Annotated in this window: 14 protein-coding genes; 4 read left to right on the top strand and 10 right to left on the bottom strand. The window is 43.7% G+C overall.

Annotated elements, in window-relative coordinates:
* Positions 1-180: 180 nt before the first annotated feature.
* The gene (locus DWB79_RS04270; RefSeq protein WP_016522814.1) at positions 181-855 is read left to right on the top strand and encodes a SanA/YdcF family protein; all 675 of its coding nucleotides are present in this window, start codon (positions 181-183) and stop codon (positions 853-855) included.
* 43 nt (positions 856-898) lie between these two features.
* On the opposite strand, the gene DWB79_RS04265 is transcribed toward DWB79_RS04270, so the two are convergent.
* Complete coding sequence (locus DWB79_RS04265; protein ID WP_016522813.1) at positions 899-3,037, bottom strand: methyl-accepting chemotaxis protein; 2,139 nt, start codon at positions 3,035-3,037, stop codon at positions 899-901.
* Positions 3,038-3,182: 145 nt separating this feature from the next.
* Between DWB79_RS04265 and DWB79_RS04260 the strand changes: the two genes are divergently transcribed.
* Entirely contained in the window at positions 3,183-3,941 is a 759-nt protein-coding gene (locus DWB79_RS04260; protein ID WP_016522812.1) for a glycerophosphodiester phosphodiesterase, read from the top strand.
* Here the strand turns inward: DWB79_RS04260 and DWB79_RS04255 are convergent.
* The 5 genes from DWB79_RS04255 to DWB79_RS04235 form a co-directional block, all read right to left on the bottom strand.
* Entirely contained in the window at positions 3,898-4,920 is a 1,023-nt protein-coding gene (locus tag DWB79_RS04255; RefSeq protein WP_016522811.1) for a CDP-alcohol phosphatidyltransferase family protein, read from the bottom strand. The genes DWB79_RS04260 and DWB79_RS04255 overlap by 44 nt on opposite strands.
* An 87-nt stretch (positions 4,921-5,007) precedes the next feature.
* Positions 5,008-6,360: a glycine--tRNA ligase gene (locus tag DWB79_RS04250; protein WP_016522810.1), complete on the bottom strand. Its 1,353-nt coding sequence runs from the start codon at positions 6,358-6,360 to the stop codon at positions 5,008-5,010.
* 497 nt (positions 6,361-6,857) lie between these two features.
* Positions 6,858-8,390, bottom strand: coding sequence for a glutamate--tRNA ligase (gltX, locus tag DWB79_RS04245; protein WP_016522809.1), 1,533 nt, complete (start codon positions 8,388-8,390; stop codon positions 6,858-6,860).
* 244 nt (positions 8,391-8,634) lie between these two features.
* Positions 8,635-10,143 carry an NAD(P)H-hydrate epimerase gene (locus DWB79_RS04240; RefSeq protein WP_016522808.1) on the bottom strand — a complete coding sequence of 503 codons (1,509 nt, stop codon included), beginning with the start codon at positions 10,141-10,143 and terminating at the stop codon, positions 8,635-8,637.
* 23 nt (positions 10,144-10,166) lie between these two features.
* A complete protein-coding gene (locus DWB79_RS04235; RefSeq protein WP_016522807.1) occupies positions 10,167-11,702 on the bottom strand; it encodes a DUF5312 family protein in 1,536 nt (511 codons plus the stop codon).
* A 180-nt stretch (positions 11,703-11,882) separates the two neighbouring features.
* Between DWB79_RS04235 and DWB79_RS04230 the strand changes: the two genes are divergently transcribed.
* Complete coding sequence (locus tag DWB79_RS04230) at positions 11,883-13,250, top strand: ATP-dependent 6-phosphofructokinase (protein ID WP_016522806.1); 1,368 nt, start codon at positions 11,883-11,885, stop codon at positions 13,248-13,250.
* A 98-nt stretch (positions 13,251-13,348) separates the two neighbouring features.
* Here DWB79_RS04230 and DWB79_RS04225 read toward each other — a convergent pair whose 3' ends face one another.
* The 3 genes from DWB79_RS04225 to DWB79_RS04215 form a co-directional block, all read right to left on the bottom strand.
* On the bottom strand, positions 13,349-14,854 hold the full coding sequence (locus tag DWB79_RS04225; protein ID WP_016522805.1) for an IMP dehydrogenase: 1,506 nt from the start codon (positions 14,852-14,854) through the stop codon (positions 13,349-13,351).
* A 313-nt stretch (positions 14,855-15,167) separates the two neighbouring features.
* The gene (locus DWB79_RS04220; protein WP_016522804.1) at positions 15,168-15,725 is read right to left on the bottom strand and encodes an STAS domain-containing protein; all 558 of its coding nucleotides are present in this window, start codon (positions 15,723-15,725) and stop codon (positions 15,168-15,170) included.
* Between the two features lie 81 nt (positions 15,726-15,806).
* Positions 15,807-16,523 carry an SDR family NAD(P)-dependent oxidoreductase gene (locus tag DWB79_RS04215; RefSeq protein ID WP_016522803.1) on the bottom strand — a complete coding sequence of 239 codons (717 nt, stop codon included), beginning with the start codon at positions 16,521-16,523 and terminating at the stop codon, positions 15,807-15,809.
* A 105-nt stretch (positions 16,524-16,628) separates the two neighbouring features.
* Here DWB79_RS04215 and DWB79_RS04210 point away from each other — a divergent pair, with 105 nt between their 5' ends.
* Positions 16,629-17,429 (top strand): rRNA methylase, encoded by an 801-nt coding sequence (locus tag DWB79_RS04210; protein ID WP_016522802.1) that lies wholly within the window; start codon positions 16,629-16,631, stop codon positions 17,427-17,429.
* Here the strand turns inward: DWB79_RS04210 and DWB79_RS04205 are convergent.
* On the bottom strand, positions 17,356-18,471 hold the full coding sequence (locus DWB79_RS04205; protein ID WP_252722500.1) for a sigma 54-interacting transcriptional regulator: 1,116 nt from the start codon (positions 18,469-18,471) through the stop codon (positions 17,356-17,358). The genes DWB79_RS04210 and DWB79_RS04205 overlap by 74 nt on opposite strands.
* Between the last annotated feature and the right edge of the window lies 1 nt (position 18,472).

The raw sequence follows: 18,472 nt of genomic DNA, 5'->3' as shown, positions 1-18,472 counted from the left end.
TGGTTTTATACTTTATTGCTCAAATGATCAGTTCAATCAAAGTAATATTCCACGCATTGATTGTCAGCCTTATCGGTTTTTTTATCGTTCTACACTTTCGCCGTCTGTACGGAATGTTACGAAGAATGGTATAACGCAACTATCTGTCATTATTATCGTTAAAATTGATGGGAAGATACTATGAAGATATCAAAACGCAGAAGTTTTATGAAAAAAATATTTATTGTATGTGGTGCGTTTATTTTTGTCACGCTTTGGCTCAATTACGATATGGTTCGCTTTGCAAAACAATATGTCAAAAATGCTGATGATGAGTGCCTCTCGAAGGTTGATTGCATTTTAGTGTTAGGTGCGCGTGTTTGGCGCAACGGACAGCCGAGCCATATCCTAGAAGATAGAATTATAACCGGTATCGATTTGTACCGTGCCGGTATTTCTCCGGCGATTCTGATGAGTGGTGATCATGGTACAAAAAGCTATGATGAAGTAAAAGCAATGAAACAGTATGCAGTAGAAAGAAGTGTTCCGGCTGATTGTGTGTTTACGGATCATGCCGGTTTTTCTACGTACGATAGCTGTTACCGAGCGCGGGATATTTTTTGTGCAAAAAAAGTTGTGATTGTAACGCAGCAGTATCATTTATATCGGGCTCTCTATATTGCACGCTGTTTGGGTCTTGAGGCATACGGAGTTGCGAGCGACCGGCGGTTTATCTACGGAGAAAAACGCCGTCAGATACGGGAATTTTTTGCGCGGATAAAAGCAGTCGGTGCAATTCTGATTAAAGCCACTCCCCGTTATTTAGGTAAACAAATTCCTATACAAACTTCACCGGGAAGTGCGACGGATGGTTAGAATCGCCCTGCATTATATGCAAGGCGGTCGCAATTCTTTCCTCTTAAACCTTAAACTTACTTATTTCCTGAGCCAGAAGATCAATGGCATCTTTGTTGCGGAGGCTGATGCTGTTTACTTCCTGCATAGCGGTGGTAATCGCCCCTGCACTCGCATTCATCTGATTCATCGCTGCATCAATCGTATTGGTAATTTCACTCAAACTGGCTAAAACTTGCGCTGCCTTACTGCTCAAATTCATCATGCCGGATGAACCTTGCGAAACTTCTGCGGTAATTTTTTTAATTGTCGCAATGTTTTGCAATATTTTTACGCTATTTGCGTTCTGCGCCGTCATTGCCTGCATAATTACATCCTGTTTTTGCTGTACCGAATCGGTTAATGCAAAGGCTTCTTCGAAGACATGTTCTACAGCAGCAGAGTCTACGGCGATTGTATCAATTTTCTGTTTTAAGTTTTTCAGCGCTGCGGTAATATTTTTGCCCTGCAGTGCAGAGTCTTCCGAAAGCTTTCTAATTTCATCAGCAACGACGGCAAATCCCTTCCCCGCTTCTCCGGCATGAGCTGCTTCTATTGCTGCATTCATTGCCAATAAATTAGTCTGAGCTGCAATATGCTGAATAACATCGCTTGCTTCCAATAAGCTTTCGGATTCCGTACTCATTTCTCGCGTAACCTTGGCAATACCGACAGCAGAATGCCGTGTCTGCGTTGATTTTGCCGCGAGTTGTTCAATAAAAGTTTTGCTTTTAGCAACTGTTTCTGTTACCGATTTACTATGTTCAGCCATTTGGTCTATCGAAACTGCCGCATCGGAAATTTCCGCAGACTGTTTTTTAATATCGGAATCAAGCGTGTGAATTGCATCGGTTATTTCGTCTATAGCAGCAGCGGTTTCATGTACGCGGCTATACTGTTGAGTACTTTGCGCCCTTACCTCTTCGATCGCTGCGACAATATGTGTTACCGCCGTAACGGATTTATCCATATTCTGCGTAAGATCCTGTCCCACGCTCTTCATTACCGCCGTGCTATTTCCAACCGATTGTACTGCATGCGCAATTTTTTGAATCGTTTGATTAAAGTAATCGGCAATATCAGTCAATTCATCATTTCCCTGTACAGGCAGCGAAACCGTTAAATCACCATCTCCTTGCGCAATCTCCTGCAGCATACCGGATGTTTGCTTAAGTGTTCGGGAAATCTTTGCCGGAATCAGTAAACTTACTACAATAATAAACAGCATCAATGCAATAAGATAGGGTATAAGATTTTTTACAACCATACCGGTGAGCCGGTTTGCATAAGCGGCAGGGATAACAATACCAAGCGTCCATTGCGGTGAGTGCGGAATAGGGCTATATACCATAAAGTACGTTTCTCCTTGCTTGGTAAAAGTGCGTATATTTTCAACTCCATTGATCATATCATTTCCAATCGCACTCATACCGGTAAAACCTTGGCTATCCAGCTCCTTAATATTCAGCTTCATCACTTTTTCAACATCAGGATGCGCAACAAAGACCCCTGCATTATCCACAATAACCCCATAACCGCTGCCGCCGATATTTATTTTTTCCGCAATGCCGGAAATCGACGTGCCGTCAACCCCTGCAATCATAATCCCCTGATTTTTTCCAGCCGCATCCTGTATCCCATGTCCAATAATAATAAGCGCAGCATTGGTGGTCGCACCTACAAAGGGATTCGTAATATAGTGCTCCTTATTTTCTTGAATAATCGGCTTAAAATAGGGCAGCGGACGGGCATCCAAATACTTTCCCCTCGATGTCCAACCTTCCCCATCCGCTTTTACATAAGCTAAAAAAAGATATCGGGTATCTGCTATTCTATTATATGCTTTAATCAACAGCGGCTGAATGATATTCCAATCATCAGACTTCATTTCATCTGTTTCCGCATACGCCTGCAGCATATTGTTCGTTCCGGCAAGCCATTCACCAATCTCATCGGCTTTTCCGCGCGCAATCGTTTTGATATTTTCTATTTCTTCTGCTGCAACTGTTCTATTCACCCGTATATGCACCACCGCAAGAATTAATCCAAAAGAAAATACAAAGAGCCCAATCAAGATAATTCTCAGCCGCCCGCCAATCGTATTCCGGCGTTTTCTTGTCCGGCTCTGTTTTTGCGGCTGTTTATCAGTCTCATTTTCCATCATGTTAAAAACTCCTATTGTAATTATAGGCGAGCATTTTACTATAGTTTTGTCGTGTTTACAAGTTTAAAATATCTCTGGTACGGTTGTTTTGATGAGACGCAAATTAAAGTGTACATCCCTATACTCTCTGTGCTATAATTCCATCATGCAAAAAAGAACGATGCTCAATATTGCACACAGGGGATTTCGCAGTCGGTACCCTGAAAACACCATGCTTGCCTTTCGGAAAGCGGTGGAAGCCGGCTGTGACGGAATAGAATTTGATGTACATCTTTCAAAAGATGGAGAAGCAGTTATTATTCATGATGAAACGGTTGACCGTACAACTGACGGTACAGGCTTGGTCGGACAGAAAACATACCATGAGTTAAAAGCGTTGAATGCCGCAAAGCCGCATCCCGAAACGATAGATTTTGCTCCGATCCCTTCATTGCGAGAATATTTTGAATATATTGCGGAACAGCCACACATCATTTCGAATATCGAATTAAAAACGGGTGTTTTTGTCTATGAAGGAATTGAAGAAGTTGTGTATCGGCTGATGAAGGAATATAAACTGATTGATCGCTGTATTGTATCGTCTTTTAATCACGAAAGCGTACTGCGGATGAAGAAGATCGATTCGACGGTAACGTGTGGGCTATTGGTAGACAGCTGGCAAATTCATCCTGAAACGTATGTGCAGAACCTCGGTATCGAATGTTATCACCCGTCGGCATATTGTGTAACACCTAAACTGGTTGCAGCTTTGCACAGTGCCGATATCCGAATCAATCCGTGGTTTGGCAGTATTCAATGCGATTACCGGCAGCTGATTGAGATGGGGGTAGACAGCCTTATTACCGACTACCCCGATCGGATTACCGCGTTGCTGAAAGACCTTCGTCCGGCGGCGGCGGATTAATCCAATACCAATACTGCCGGTTTATTCTGACAAACGAGATAAATTTTATGCCAACCCGCACTACCAAATATGCGATTTGCGCATATTGAATAAGTGAAGTGTAATTCGGAATCAAATAGAATAATACGAATGAAAGAGGAATGATGATATCCGGCAGGCATTCGCGGCTATCAAGGTTTGTTGCTGCCAAAAGCGAAGCAAGAAAGAATACGTTGTAGAAACTTACTGCACCCGTTATATACACCATATTATTCTTTCCAAAGAGATAGGCAGCGGTGTAGGTAACGGCAAACGATAGTATTAAATGTGCAATGAGCCGAGGTGAAATTGCGTGCGATCGGATAATTGCATGAATTGCGGTAACCGCAGTCCCTGTCATAATAGTAATGATCAGCGCCTCTCCGCCTGTTATATTGAAGATAAGAACCGTGTCTGCTGCCGTGTGAATTGACGGTATTGACATGAGCCATGATGTCAAACCGATAGCAACGATTCCTTCGTTGGATCCGAGTTTCCCAAAGCACATCACCCGTCGCTTATAGCGTTCCCAAAAACTTCCGATTTGCCCTGCATATAGATTGAAAAAACCCATTGTGATAATAGCGGGCTTTGTTACTTTGAAAGATATCATCAGGATACCCATTAAAAGGCCGGTCACAAAACAGTCCAAAAAATGGTCAAAGTATTCGCCGAGTGGCGAGCCTGTCCCCGTTTTTCGAGCTTGCTTCCCATCGGCACAATCACCAATCAGATATGCTAGAGTAAGTAAGGGAATAAGACCCCAATAATCGTATTTTCCGACATAATACCCATGCGCTGCAATACAAAAGGCTCCAATAATAAAACTAAAAGAAATTAATGTGATAAAATTCGCCGGTAAACGGTATGGCAATATCTTTACAAGGGGATTAACAAAGCATTTGTACAATACCGGTGTTAATAGAGATTCATCATTCGCACTATATAAATATTCGGACATTAAAAACTCCGCATGAAGCGTTTTTTCCCGTATAATCCCGCTTTCTACTAGTGTATGATAAACAGGCGGTATACGGGAAAATATTGCTTATGCTCTGGTATAATTTTTTATTTCTGTTCTGATTCGGTTTGCAAGTTCTGCACGGGGGATGCGTACCTGCTCCATAGAATCGCGGAATCGTAAAGTTACGGTTCCATCTTCTTTGCTGTCATAATCGACGGTAACACAGAACGGAGTTCCCGCTTCATCCTGACGGCGATACCGTTTACCGATTGCGCCGGATTGGTCGTAGTCGGTACGGAAGTCTTCACGTAATTCCGCTTGAATTTCCTGTGCCAGTTCCGCAAGTCCGTCTTTCTTCATCAAAGGTAGCACCGCTACGGTAATCGGCGCAATAACAGGATGGAAATGCAGCACGGTTCGCCAATCATCATCATTGCCTTTGTCGGCAACTTTTTGCTCTTCGTATGCATCGCAGAGGAACATCAAAAGGTTGCGGGTTAAACCGGCGGAGGTTTCGATGATATACGGAATATACCGCTCGTTGCCGTTATCTTGATCGATATACTGCATATCCTTACCGGAATATTCGGTATGGCGGGTTAGGTCAAAATTCGTGCGGTTGTGTACGCCTTCAAGCTCTTTAAAGCCCATCGGGAATTCGTATTCAATATCGTAAGCGTCTTTTGCATAGTGAGCAAGTTCATCCGACCCATGCTGGTGCCAACGCAGTTTATCCATGCGGACACCGTGCTTTTTGTAGAACGCCCACCGCTGTTCACGCCAGTAGTTGAACCACTCGTCATCGGTACCGGGCTTTACAAAAAACTGCATTTCCATCTGTTCGAATTCGCAGGTACGGAAGATAAAGTTCTTTGTTACAATTTCATTGCGGAATGCCTTTCCGATCTGCGCAATACCGAAGGGGATTTTCATGCGGTTGGACTGGGCAACGTTTTTATAGTTCACGTAGATACCCTGTGCGGTTTCGGGACGTAAGTAGATGAGGTTGCTGTTATCGTCCGTCGGCCCGATATGGGTTTTAAACATCAGGTTAAACTTCCGTACATCAGTAAGCTCGCCGCCGCAGTCGGGGCATTCTTTTTTGGCTAACTTGTTTTGATCAATCTGGTCGGCACGGAAACGTGCTTTACACTTCTTACAGTCAACCAACGGATCGGTAAAGTTTTCCACATGACCGGAAGCCTCCCACACGCGCGGGTGCATCAAAATGGCTGCATCGATACCGACGATTGAGTTGTGCAGCTGGGTCATTTCCTTCCACCATGCGCGGGCGATATTGTTTTTTAATTCAATCCCGAGCGGGCCGTAATCCCATGCCCCGTTCTGCCCTCCGTAAATTTCAGAAGACTGAAACACAAAACCGCGCCTTTTGCACAGGCTGACAATTTTTTCCATTGAAATTGCGTGATCTTCCATACTGTAAACTCCCATAAAAAGTCAAGAAGAAAGTATCAACTTTCGATTGACTTTTTACGCACGTTCGCAACGAAGCGAGAACGTGCAGTAGATATACAAGTTTGCATTTGAGCAAACTTGGGTAAATACAAGCCGTGCTATTTGTACGGCTTGTATTTTACACTCCTCTTTTAGTTATGCAAAGTGTCGCTGACTGCTATGCAAAGCGTTCCCTAAAATGCAACAGTTGAGAGAATGTCAATTCTTGAAGACTGTTGCATTGATGCGCGGAACGCGCATACGTCAATCAGCGAGTTTGCGGTATGCAAACTCGACGTGTTTTTCAGCCGCGCCATTCTAGCGGCTGAAAATAAGCGTTCCCTAAAATGCAACAGTTGAACAAAGTTTGAACTTTGGAAACTGTTGCGTTACGCCGTTTCGGAATGAAATGAGAAACGGCATACAATTAGCGATGTTTCGGTAGCGCCGAAACTCGCGGTTAACGAGGCTGCGTCATATCAGCAGCCGAAGTTAAACCGTTCCTTCAAAGTTTTTTCGATACGGGCAATAGAACGGTCAATACCTAAAATCTGTATCGAACCGACCAGCGGCGGACTTACGCGGCTGCCCGTAACAGCCATACGCATCGGCATCATAAAGTCGCCCAATTTAACACCCATTGCTTCCGCTTCCGCACGGAACACCTCGCTTGCCGCGTGTTCGTCAAGGTTCGCGATCGAGGGCAGCACGGTCTTTGCTTTCTCCAGCACAGCCCGCGTCTTTTCTGCATCCAACTTTTTGGGGATAATCTCTTCTGCAGGTGGCACAGTCGGCTCTTCAAAGAGAAAACGAACCATCTGCGGGGCTTCCGTCAAAAAGTGGAGCCGTTCTTTAATCAGCGGCATCACCTTCATCAGCATTGCCTTTTGCTCACCGGTAGGTTTGAGCAGGGTCTGGTCGGCAAAGCGTAATCCGGCTGCTTCACGAGCTTTTTGATCCTGCTCACCGAAGATTCCGGAGTTCGCAATAAACGGCCACGTCAACTCAAAGAGTTCTTCATCGGTTTTAAGCCGCATATACTGCCCGTTAAACCATTCCAACTTTTTATAGTCGAAAATCGCCGGAGCCTTGTTGATGTGTTCGGGATTAAACCGTTCACCCAATTCTTGGAGCGAGAACATATCCCGTCCTTCTTCGTAAGAACAGCCGAGCATCGCAACATAGTTAATAATCGCTTCTTTTAAATAGCCGTTGTTACGGAATTCATTACAGCTGGTCGCGCCGTGCCGCTTGGAAAGCTTATGTCCGTCATTTCCCATTACCATCGGTAAATGGCAAAAATCAGGATGATCCCACCCGAATGCCTTATACATCAACACATGCATCGGTGTAGAGGGAATCCATTCTTGGGCGCGCATGACATGCGTAATCTTCATTAAATGATCATCGACAACGTTTGCCAAGTGATAGGTGGGGAAGCCGTCGCTTTTCAGCAAGATGGGGTCGGGATTGATGTCTTCGTTTTTCCACTCGATTGTACCGAGAAGGACATCATGGAACACCGTTGTTCCTTCAAGCGGCACCTTGAGGCGGATAACATAGGGCTTTCCCGCTGCTATGTTCGCATCGATTTCTTCCTGCGTTAAATTGCGGCAGTGCCGATCATATCCCGGAGGCATTTTATTCATAGTTTGAATTTTTCTGATGCGTTCGAGCCGTTCTTCATCGCAAAAACAATAATAGGCATGGCCGCTTTTGACGAGTTTATCCGCATACTCGCGGTATAATTCGGAACGTTGCGACTGAATATAGGGGGCATACGGACCGCCGCGGGGGCCGCCTTCATCCCAATCAATTCCAAGCCAATCAAGGGTATCGTAAAGATTTGTTTCGTATTCGGCGGCATAGCGGGTTTGATCGGTGTCTTCTATACGCAAGATGAATTTTCCGCCGGTAGCGCGGGAAAAAAGATAATTAAATAATGCAGTACGTACTCCGCCAATGTGCTGTAATCCTGTTGGAGACGGGGCATAACGGCTTCGAGTTTCCATATTTTTCTCCTAATCACTTTTAAGAAAATGATAGTTTACTATTATAGAAAGTTTTATCCGTTTTAGCAAGAGGACGGTTTTTTATGTTGGACATTTAAAATATATTTATAGTAGTTGCAGCGCTACCGATACAGGACAATGATCGGAAAACCCCTAAAGATGTTAAACAGACCTATAGTACGGCATACTGACTGAAGCTCAAGATAGGATCACCTACCAATATGTGATAGGATCGCTATGTCTTCTATCCCAGCTTAGCAGCGGCCTCCGCAAGTGCACTCGCCGTTAAACCGTAGTCGGAAGTATGCAGTAGCTTTGCAGCCTCGGCATGGGCAAGGCTACCTGTCAGGGCTGCTTCAAGCGGCGAATATCCTTGCGCCGCTAATGCGGTAATCATCCCGCTCAAGACATCGCCCGAACCCGCTTTGGCGAGCGCATTGGTTCCGAGCGGGTTCACAAATACTTGGTTTCCGCACCCAATCAGTGGATAAGCGCCTTTCAATACTATAACTGCCTGCGGGAAAGCGCCGCAAAACTGCCTCAAATATTCAAACCGGCGCTCCTGTATTTCGGCGACACTTACCTGCGCAAGCCCGCTATTTGCAAGCAGACTTTGGAACTCCTTTGGATGCGGCGTTAAAATAGGCGCTTTGAAAAGCGGCAGCAGTTCAGGCAGCTTGGTGTTATGCAGTATGTCGGCATCAAGAATAAGAGGCTGTTCCCGAACGTGCTCTTGTGAAAGAAAGTCGAACGCCCGAGCCTGTGCATCGGAACTTCGCCCTAATCCGGAGCCGACCATTGCTGCCGAAAAATTTTCGGGCAGCTGCAACGTATACATAAAATCGAACGGAGCGGCAGGCACAGGTTCTCCGAATACAGTCACCAAACCGATTCCGAAGTGGAGCGCAGCTGTGGCTGCCAACATACAGGCGCCGTTTTTTTCACCGCAGAAAAAAAGGCCGTGTCCGTAGCTCATCTTGTGGGTATTTTGTACGCTGCGGTGAGGCAGCTTCATATCCGCTACAGACAAGAGAAAGGTGTCGGTCTCACCTTCGTAGCAGCGCCGCGGCAGACCGAGATTACAAACATGAATAGTGCCGGTATAATCCTTTGCGGCGTCGGCATAGAGAGCGGTTTTAAGGGCACCCATGGTACAAGTTTCATCGGCGCGGAACGCAACAGTCGACGGTATACCGAATTCATTTAAACCGCTCGGAATATCGCAGGCAACCTTATAGCTCTGTACGGCATTCATCCGTTCAATCAAAGCGCACATTTCGCTATCAAGGCTGCCGCGGATTCCGGTACCGAACACCGCATCGACCAGCACATCACAACGTTCTTGCAATTCGGCAGCTACCGGTATGCCGAGCAGCTCAAGCCGCTCCCGTTGTAGTTTACACAAAGGCGATTTCGGTTCTTTTACCGAAACAATCCGAACAGCACAAAAATCGGCAAGCAGCCGTGCAAGAGCATACCCGTCTCCACCATTATCACCCGAACCGCAAACAATCTGTATAAACGGCGGTTCTGGCTGTGGCAGTTTGATGTGCGAATACGGCAAATCCCATGCATTTTTCTGCCTCGCGGGTTCCTGTATATTTTGTGGATACAATAAACACGATGAAAGAATACTCCGGATACGTTCAGCCATGCTGCGAGCTGCATGCTCCATCAGCACGCCGTTTTTTAGATTAAAGGTATCTTCCGCCCGCTTATCCAACTCTCGTACCGAGTCAAATATCTTTTCCATAAACAAGACCTCTCAGAAAGGCTCTATTCTTCTTTCTTTAAAACGACCTGTTCAAGCATGATAAAATTATAAATTTTTGTATAAACAGCAGTCATCCATTCCCGTATGGGCTTATCGGAATGCTGTTCGATTTCCTTCCAGTTTTGCAGTAAATCGCGATGAGGTTTATCATAGTCGGCAATACAATTCTTTATAGCATTTCCAAGCGTCATAATATTTTTAATAGCAACTTTAAGCAATTTAAGAGCGGCTTCGTTAACATTATCCAAGTGTTTTTGTACTTGGCGGCCGGCTTCTTTCTCCCGCTCCATTCGTGACAACAGCGTACGGAATTTAACCCCCATTTCGGAAACTTCTGAAAGCTTTTCGTCAAACTCCAAAAGTTTGGTCGAAATATGCATTAAATTATGATAGCTTTCTGAATATTCGGCAGACAGAACCTGCTGTGTCCATTGCCCGCGTACTAAAATTAAATCGGAGAGAGCCCTGACATCACTTTTAAAGTATTCAACTAAAAATGATTTGAGGTAGTTCATTGCATCGGCATAGATATAACCTTCAAGCCCTCGTTTCTCAAATGCCGCATTGGAACGCGGATTATAGTTTTTAGTACCTGAAGGAATAACATTCCCAAATACACGCTGTACCAATACTGCTACTTGAGAATTCTTTTGTTCCGCAACAATATCTTTTAACGTATTATCAATAGATCGTTCTATTTGTTTAAGATACTCATCGGTAACCTTTTCGGTGAAAGGACTGATTTCCACTATATAGGTAGGATTTTTTGTAATATGCTGAATAATTTTTTCCAGAATATGAGAACGGCGTACGTCATTTAAAAGGCCAAGATATTTTTTCCACTGCGGAGCATTAACCGGTTGTACATTTTTGTATGCAGTAATAATTGCAAAAAGCTTTTCCCAATTTGCATCAAGCGAAAGCCCGTTAAGTACAACGATAAAATCGTTTAATTCATCTTTAAGATATTCACCGTTGACATTCGAAAAGTTTGGTGTATAAGAAAATTTATCTTCCGGCAAGGCGGGATCAAATTTTTTTAAAAAGAAGTAATAATCAAACAGCACAAAATGGATAAATTCGTTGAGCTGTCGGTACAATGTATCGATCTCATCTATCTTTTTGCCGTCAAATTCACGCATAAAAGCATCAAATTCTTTCTGTACCTGAAGACTCAGCTCTTTTTGATTGGTTGTTTTTGCGCGTTCTTTAATAGCTTCGGGCGTCAGCTTTTCTCGTATTTGATGCTGCTGTTTTGACAAATTTTGCTCTACGGTGATAGACTTGAGAACCTTTGACGAGGCAGCACTTGCAAGAAGCGCTCGTGCAGGACCGACAATCTTGTACAGTTCAAAAAAGAAACGAGCCATCTGTTGCTGAAGCTCCTCAGAAGAGGGTTTATACCATTTTCCGAATTTATTTTTTGAAATTTCCTTTGCCAACGCTTTTAAGTGCCGTTTCTTTATCGCCTCTGCATCAGCCTGCGGAAAAAAAAGCTGTAATATGCGTGTAAGGAAAGATTCTTTTTTCTGTGCCATAGATATCCTTATAATGAAGAAAATCGATAAATCTGTCAATCAAAAAACGCTTTTTCTCCCTTTCAAGCCCTGCGATTTTATGATACTGTAACATCAGTTATCATCGATAATTATGGAAAATCCCAAATTATAGCTCCCTAAAATTGGAGCTTGATATATTCGATATAACGGAGGTTCATTATGCGCCGTGATGAGGAATTTGATTTTACCATTGAGACACTCGGCCCCTGTAAAATACCGTCTCCCATTCACCTGTCAAACGTAGTTGGAGACCGTATCGCTAATTATGTTACGAATGATGATTTTATACGCTTTCGGCTGGAATCCAAAGTCGGAGAGCAGTACGGCCCCTTTAAGCGTGAACAACTTATCGAAAAAGCAGGCCCGCGGGAAAAAATATTCTTTAATCCGAGCCACGTACACGCAGGTATTATCACATGCGGTGGACTGTGTCCCGGTCTTAATGACGTTATCCGCTCGGTAGTACGCTGTTTGTGGGGACGGTACGGCGTAAAACGAATAAGCGGTATTCGATTCGGCTTCAAAGGACTTTTACCGGATTACCATTTTGACGTTATGCCCTTAAATCCGACAGTTGTAGACGCATGCCATAAAACGGGAGGCACAATCCTCGGTACTTCGCGCGGTGGCGGCACCCGAGTTGTCGAAATTGTCGATGGAATTGAACGCCTCAATTTAAATATCCTCTTTGTTATCGGAGGAGATGGAACGCAAAAAGGCGCTTTGGAAATTGCAAAAGAGATTGAACGGCGAAACCTTTGTATCTCCGTTGTCGGCATTCCAAAAACCGTTGACAACGACTTATCATTCATTCAAAAATCTTTCGGATTCGACACGGCAGTTGTAAAAGCCTCCGAAGCAGTTGCCGCCGCCCGTATGGAAGCACAATCTCAGATTAACGGTATTGGATTAGTCAAGCTGATGGGACGAGAATCGGGCTTTATTGCCACGCATACCGCTATCGCAAGTCATGAAGTTGACTTTGTACTCATCCCCGAAATTCCTTTCGATATGCAAGGCGAAAACGGTTTTTTAAAGCATCTGGAAGACCGTTTGGAACAAAGTCATTATACGGTCATTGTTGTTGCGGAAGGGGCAGGGCAAGACTTGATGCAGAGCAAAAATGAAACCGACGATTCGGGGAATAAGCGCCTTTCCGATATCGGTGTATTCTTAAAAGAACAAATTGACGCTTACTTTAAGGCAAAATCCATCCATATCAATTTAAAGTATATCGATCCGAGCTATCAAATTCGTTCGGCGCCGGCCGCACCGGTTGACTCCATTTACTGCGAACGGCTCGGGAATAATGCGGTACATGCTGCTATGGCAGGCAAGACAAAACTGATTGTGGGGCTGATGTACAACAAGTTTGTTCACCTACCGATCAATGTCGTTGTCCGTTCACGCAACTATGTTGAACCGGACGGCTCGCTCTGGCGCGATGCACTCGATGCAACCGGTCAGCCCCCCTTGATGAAAAACAAGATTCGCGAAAACCGCCGCGAAACTCCGACCGCTCATTAGGTTGCTTTAACAAAACAATATCGGGCATCTCTAAAAATGGTGATTTTTAGAAATGCCCGATAGAAATTACACCGTTCTATAAAGAGGGCGGCTGTTTTTTAGCGTATAGAGGAGCGCACGTCTTTCAGCATAACATCGTGAGAACCGCCTTCCACAATGCTGGAAGGGGAGACCAATGTTATTTTTGCATTCTTTTGCAGCTCCGGAATAGTTAAAACGCCGCAATTACACATCGTAGAACGTACCTTATAGAGCGTTGTTTTAACTCCGTCATGCAATGAGCCGGCATAGGGAACATAGGAATCGACGCCCTCTTCAAATGCCAGTTTACTGTCTCCGCCGGAATCGTAACGCTGCCAGTTTCGTGCCCGTGACGAGCCTTCACCCCAATATTCTTTCATATAACTGCCGTTTACCAGTATTTTGTTTGTCGGGCTTTCATCAAAACGGGCAAAGTAACGCCCCAGCATACAAAAGTCGCTGCCCATCGCAAGCGCCATCGTGATATGATGATCATATACAATGCCGCCATCAGAACAGATGGGGATATAGACGCCTGTTTTCTTAAAATAGTTATCACGGGCTTTGGCAACCTCAATAAGCGCTGTTGCCTGGCCTCGTCCTATGCCTTTGGTTTCGCGGGTAATACAGATAGAGCCGCCACCAATCCCCACTTTAATAAAATCAGCGCCAGCCTCCGCTAAAAAGATAAAACCGTCTTCGTCAACGACATTTCCGGCTCCGATAGGAATTTTATCGCCATACTGCTTTTTTACAAACTTAATAGTACGCTTTTGCCATTCCGAAAAGCCGTCGGAGGAATCGATACACAAGACATCAGCGCCGGCCGCCACCAGAGCAGGAACACGCTGCTCATAATCGCGGGTATTAAGCCCTGCACCCACCAAGTACCGCTTTTTTTCGTCAAGCAACTCATTCGGATGCTCTTTTTTGCTTTCATAGTCTTTGCGGAATACAAACGCCACCAGTTTTCCTTCGGAATCAAGGACGGGGAGGGAATTGAGCTTATATTCCCAGATAATATCATTTGCTTCCTTTAAGGTAACACCTTCGCCGGCATAGTGGATCTTTTCAATCGGCGTCATAAATTTTGCAACGGTTAAATCGCGCGCCATTCTACTTGGACGATAATCACGACCGGTAATAACGCCGAGTAATTTGCCGTGCGCAGTACCATCATCGGTAACAGCAACCGTTGTATGCCCTGTTTTTTCCTTTAACCGTAATACGTCTTCCAAAGTATTCTCAGGTTTTAAGTTTGAATCGCTTTCCACAAAACCGGCTTTATAGTCTTTAACAGCAGCAACCATTGCAGCCTGTTTTTCTATACTCTGCGAACAGAAAATAAAGGATAATCCGCCCTCTTTTGCAAGGGAAATAGCCATACCGTCATTGGAAACCGACTGCATAATTGCCGAAACTAACGGAATATTGAGCGTATACAGCGGTTTTTCTCCGGTAGAAAAACGGGTAAGGGGCGTATGCAGATCAATATTTTGGGGACTATGTTCAACGCCGGTATAACGCGGAATTAACAGATACTCATTAAAAGTATGCGACGGTTCTTCATAATAGTATGCCATAATTTCTCCTTATGTTTACATCATATTTTAGGAAGCTTTTTTTATCAAGGCATCATTCGACACCGATTATTCACAGCTTACTCACCGACATAACAGATTATCCACAAGTTATCATCAATACGGCTCTAGTATTTTCTCTCTTTTTTAACCGATATAAATAGAACATACTTTATATTAAAAGAATGTAAAGCCTTTACATACAAGGCTTTATGCAACAAAAACGATACAGACGATATAATAAAAGACAAAAAATGCAGATATATGGTTTACAAGATATCCACAACTTCTACACAAGTATTGATTTTATATAATATCAACCGAGTGAAACCTGTGCGTTATTATCAACCGCTAGAATAGTTTTACATTCGGAACAGCGGAAGCGACCAGCGCGAGGCGCTTTTAATTTTTTTGCACAGATAGGACACGAAAAAATTTTAGGGAAAAGATTAATCTGAGGAGCAGCATTTGTCCCTTTATTTTTAAAGAATTCAATAGACGTTTCTAAGGAATCATGGATAGTAAAGAAAGAAGCAAAACCAAGCAATTGGAACACTTCATATACTTTCGGCTGAAGGCTTAATAATACAATATCACCGCCCTTTCCTTTTACTGCCTTTAGAAAAGCGGTAAAAGAACCGATACCGGTAGAAGAAACATAGTCCAAATGGGCACAATTAAAAATAATTTGAATATACCCTGCGTCAATCAAGGTTGTAACTCTTTTTTGAAAGAATGTTGAATTATATGTATCGATATATCCCGACAGAATAATCACGATACATTTTTCAAGCCCTTCTACCTTTTGGAGTTGTATTTTAAGGCTTTTGTCTTTTTCGTTGTCGAAACTCTGAATTATTTCTGCATCATTCATATGACAATCCTTTATTCAGTCTAATTATTTATAAAATAAAAATTATACTTGTATTCATATCCCTATTCAAGAGGCTTAGCCTTAAAATGACGACCACCCTTTGTCAACCGGCAGCACAACCCCATTATAAGAGCTATCCTTTAATAAAAAGAGCGCAGCATCCGTAATTGCAGACGGATTAATCAGTTTACCGTCCGGATTTTTTTTTGCCCATATAGCCCGCGTCTCTTCCGGCAATAAACCGCTATCAGTAAAACCCGGACAAACGGCATTAGCCGTAATACCATATTGAGCATATTCCATACTCACGGATTTTACAAGTGACATAATCCCCGTTTTTGCCGCTCCGTATACGGCATTTGTCCGAAAACCGCGTAAAACATGCGTTTCCGTACCGCCGAATAACAAAATACGACCCCATTTTCGCTCTTTCATACCGGCTAAAGCCGATGAAACCAATATTCCCGGCAGCGTAAGGTTCGCATATACGGTTGTGTTCCATTCCTCCGCAGTAGTCATATCAAGCGGTTTTTGTAAAAACGGACCGTAAACAACGCACAGGATGTCGGCAGCATTGGCATACTTACACAGCTCTTCCACATAGGAGACTTTTTGCAAATCACAAATAAAACAGGCTACATTTCCTTGGCAGCAAAGATTTGTAACATGTTTTGACTTAATCCGCCCCTGCACTACAACAGAAACAGACTCTTGTAAAAGCGATTGCACTAAGCAGTATCCAATTCCACTTGTCCCGCCGACGACCAATGCGCTTTTACCTTGCAGCACATTATCCATAGCGTATTCCTTTTAGATGGTTTATTAGACAGCTCCCACGCTTACATCTTTTATTATACTCCGAAGCACTTGACATAGCAAGCGTTCTCTACACAAAATATTGCTATGGGTACTTCAACCTCTCAAGAACGGCTTCCGGTTGCGGTTATTCTCTGCCGCCCTGAAATAAGCCGTAACATCGGTGCTGTTTGCAGATCAATGGCCAACAATAATTGTTCCGATTTACGTATTGTGGGTAACAAAAAAGATTATGACGAAGAAGAAATTCTCCGGTTAGCTATCCATGCCGGATCAATATGGCAGCAAGCCCGTTTTTTTGAACCTTCAATTACGGGATTAAAAGCATCAGTTGCCGATTGCTGTATTATCGCCGGAACAACACGGCGTGTAGGAGAAAAACGCAAATCATGGGGAATGACCCCGGAGGATTTTGCTTCGTTTTCATTTAATACGGCAGAGGGGTGTACCGGCATCGTATTTGGAAATGAACGAACCGGACTTACCGATGAGGAATTAAATGTTTGTTCGATAGCGGTCAACATCCCGTCTGCCCCCGATTTTCCATCGCTTAACCTTTCGCATGCCGTACAAATTGTCTGCTATACCCTGTTCCGCGCCTATAGCCCCCGAAAGTATGGATACGAACGCATCCCCTATACGCGGATTACCTCGGCATCGGAACATATAAACGACTGCTTATGTAAAATGGGACTTTTTAAACATGCAGGGAAAGAAGACAACATCCGGTTTTTCCAAGAGATAATTGCAAGAGCGGGATTATCCGCCCGGGAAGCGCGGTATTTGGAAGAGCTTTTTCAAAAGCTGTGCTATGTTAAATGTCGAAATGCTGCGGGAACAGTACAGGAGAGGCCTTTGCTGCAAACACCGCCCGTTCCAGACAATTAAAAAGTTCACGGACATTCCCCGGCCAGTTATGCTTACACAGCAGAGACAGAGCCTCCCGTGATAAGTGTTTTCTCGTTTGTTTTAAATAATTATATGCCAGCACTCCGATATCTTCTTTATGCTGGCGCAGCGGGGGAACAATAAGGTGGGCAACATCAAGACGATAAAAAAGATCTAATCGAAAAAGGCCCTGATCTACCATTTCTTGCAGATCGCAATTTGTCGCACAAATTAATCTAAAATCAGAAGAGTGCTTTTGAGTTCCTCCCAGTTTATAATATTCGTGCGTTTCAAGAACCCGCAAGAGTTTTGCTTGCAAATTCAGTGTAAGATTCTCTATTTCATCAAAGAACAATGTTCCTTGATCTGCTTCCGAAAAGAGACCTTCCTTATCGATTGCTCCGGTATAGGCTCCCTTACACGAGCCAAACAACAAGCTCTCCGCGAGATCTTCCGCAATGCAGGTAGTATTTATCGGTAGATATTTGCCGGGTCGATTTTTAGAATAGTAATGAATAAGCGAAGCAACAACTTCTTTACCTGAACCGCTTTCTCCGTAAAGCAATACATGCGAATGTTGCTGTGCTGTCTGTAAAATAAAGTTCCGTACCATTTGAATCTCGACACTCTGCCCCTGCAATTTTGTATAAAGCGGAGCCGTTACCGGATCTATATCATACATATCGATTATTCGGATAATTTTTCCTTCAAGCGTATTTTGAATAGTATTGTGTAATATATTGAATTCATAAGGAATAGAAAAACAGCCCAATATCATATTTGTTGCAAAAGCTGCCTTTTCTACAAAGTTACAATGTTGATGTGATAATAAAAAGATAGGTAAAATGGGATATTGCCCGTAAATTTCTTTGATTATATTCGGCGGATACTCGCCTCCCGCTTCAAAATCAAATAACAGAAAATCGTAGGCTTTTTCTTCTAAACAAGATAGGACAGCTCGATTGTCCAATATATAGTCTACAGACCAAACTTTTTTAGACACACAAGCGAGTTTTTCGGCATCTGTCGAAAATGCTGCCACA

This window comes from Treponema medium, assembly GCF_017161265.1.
Taxonomy (GTDB): domain Bacteria; phylum Spirochaetota; class Spirochaetia; order Treponematales; family Treponemataceae; genus Treponema; species Treponema medium.
This window is presented reverse-complemented; position numbering and strand designations above follow the sequence as displayed.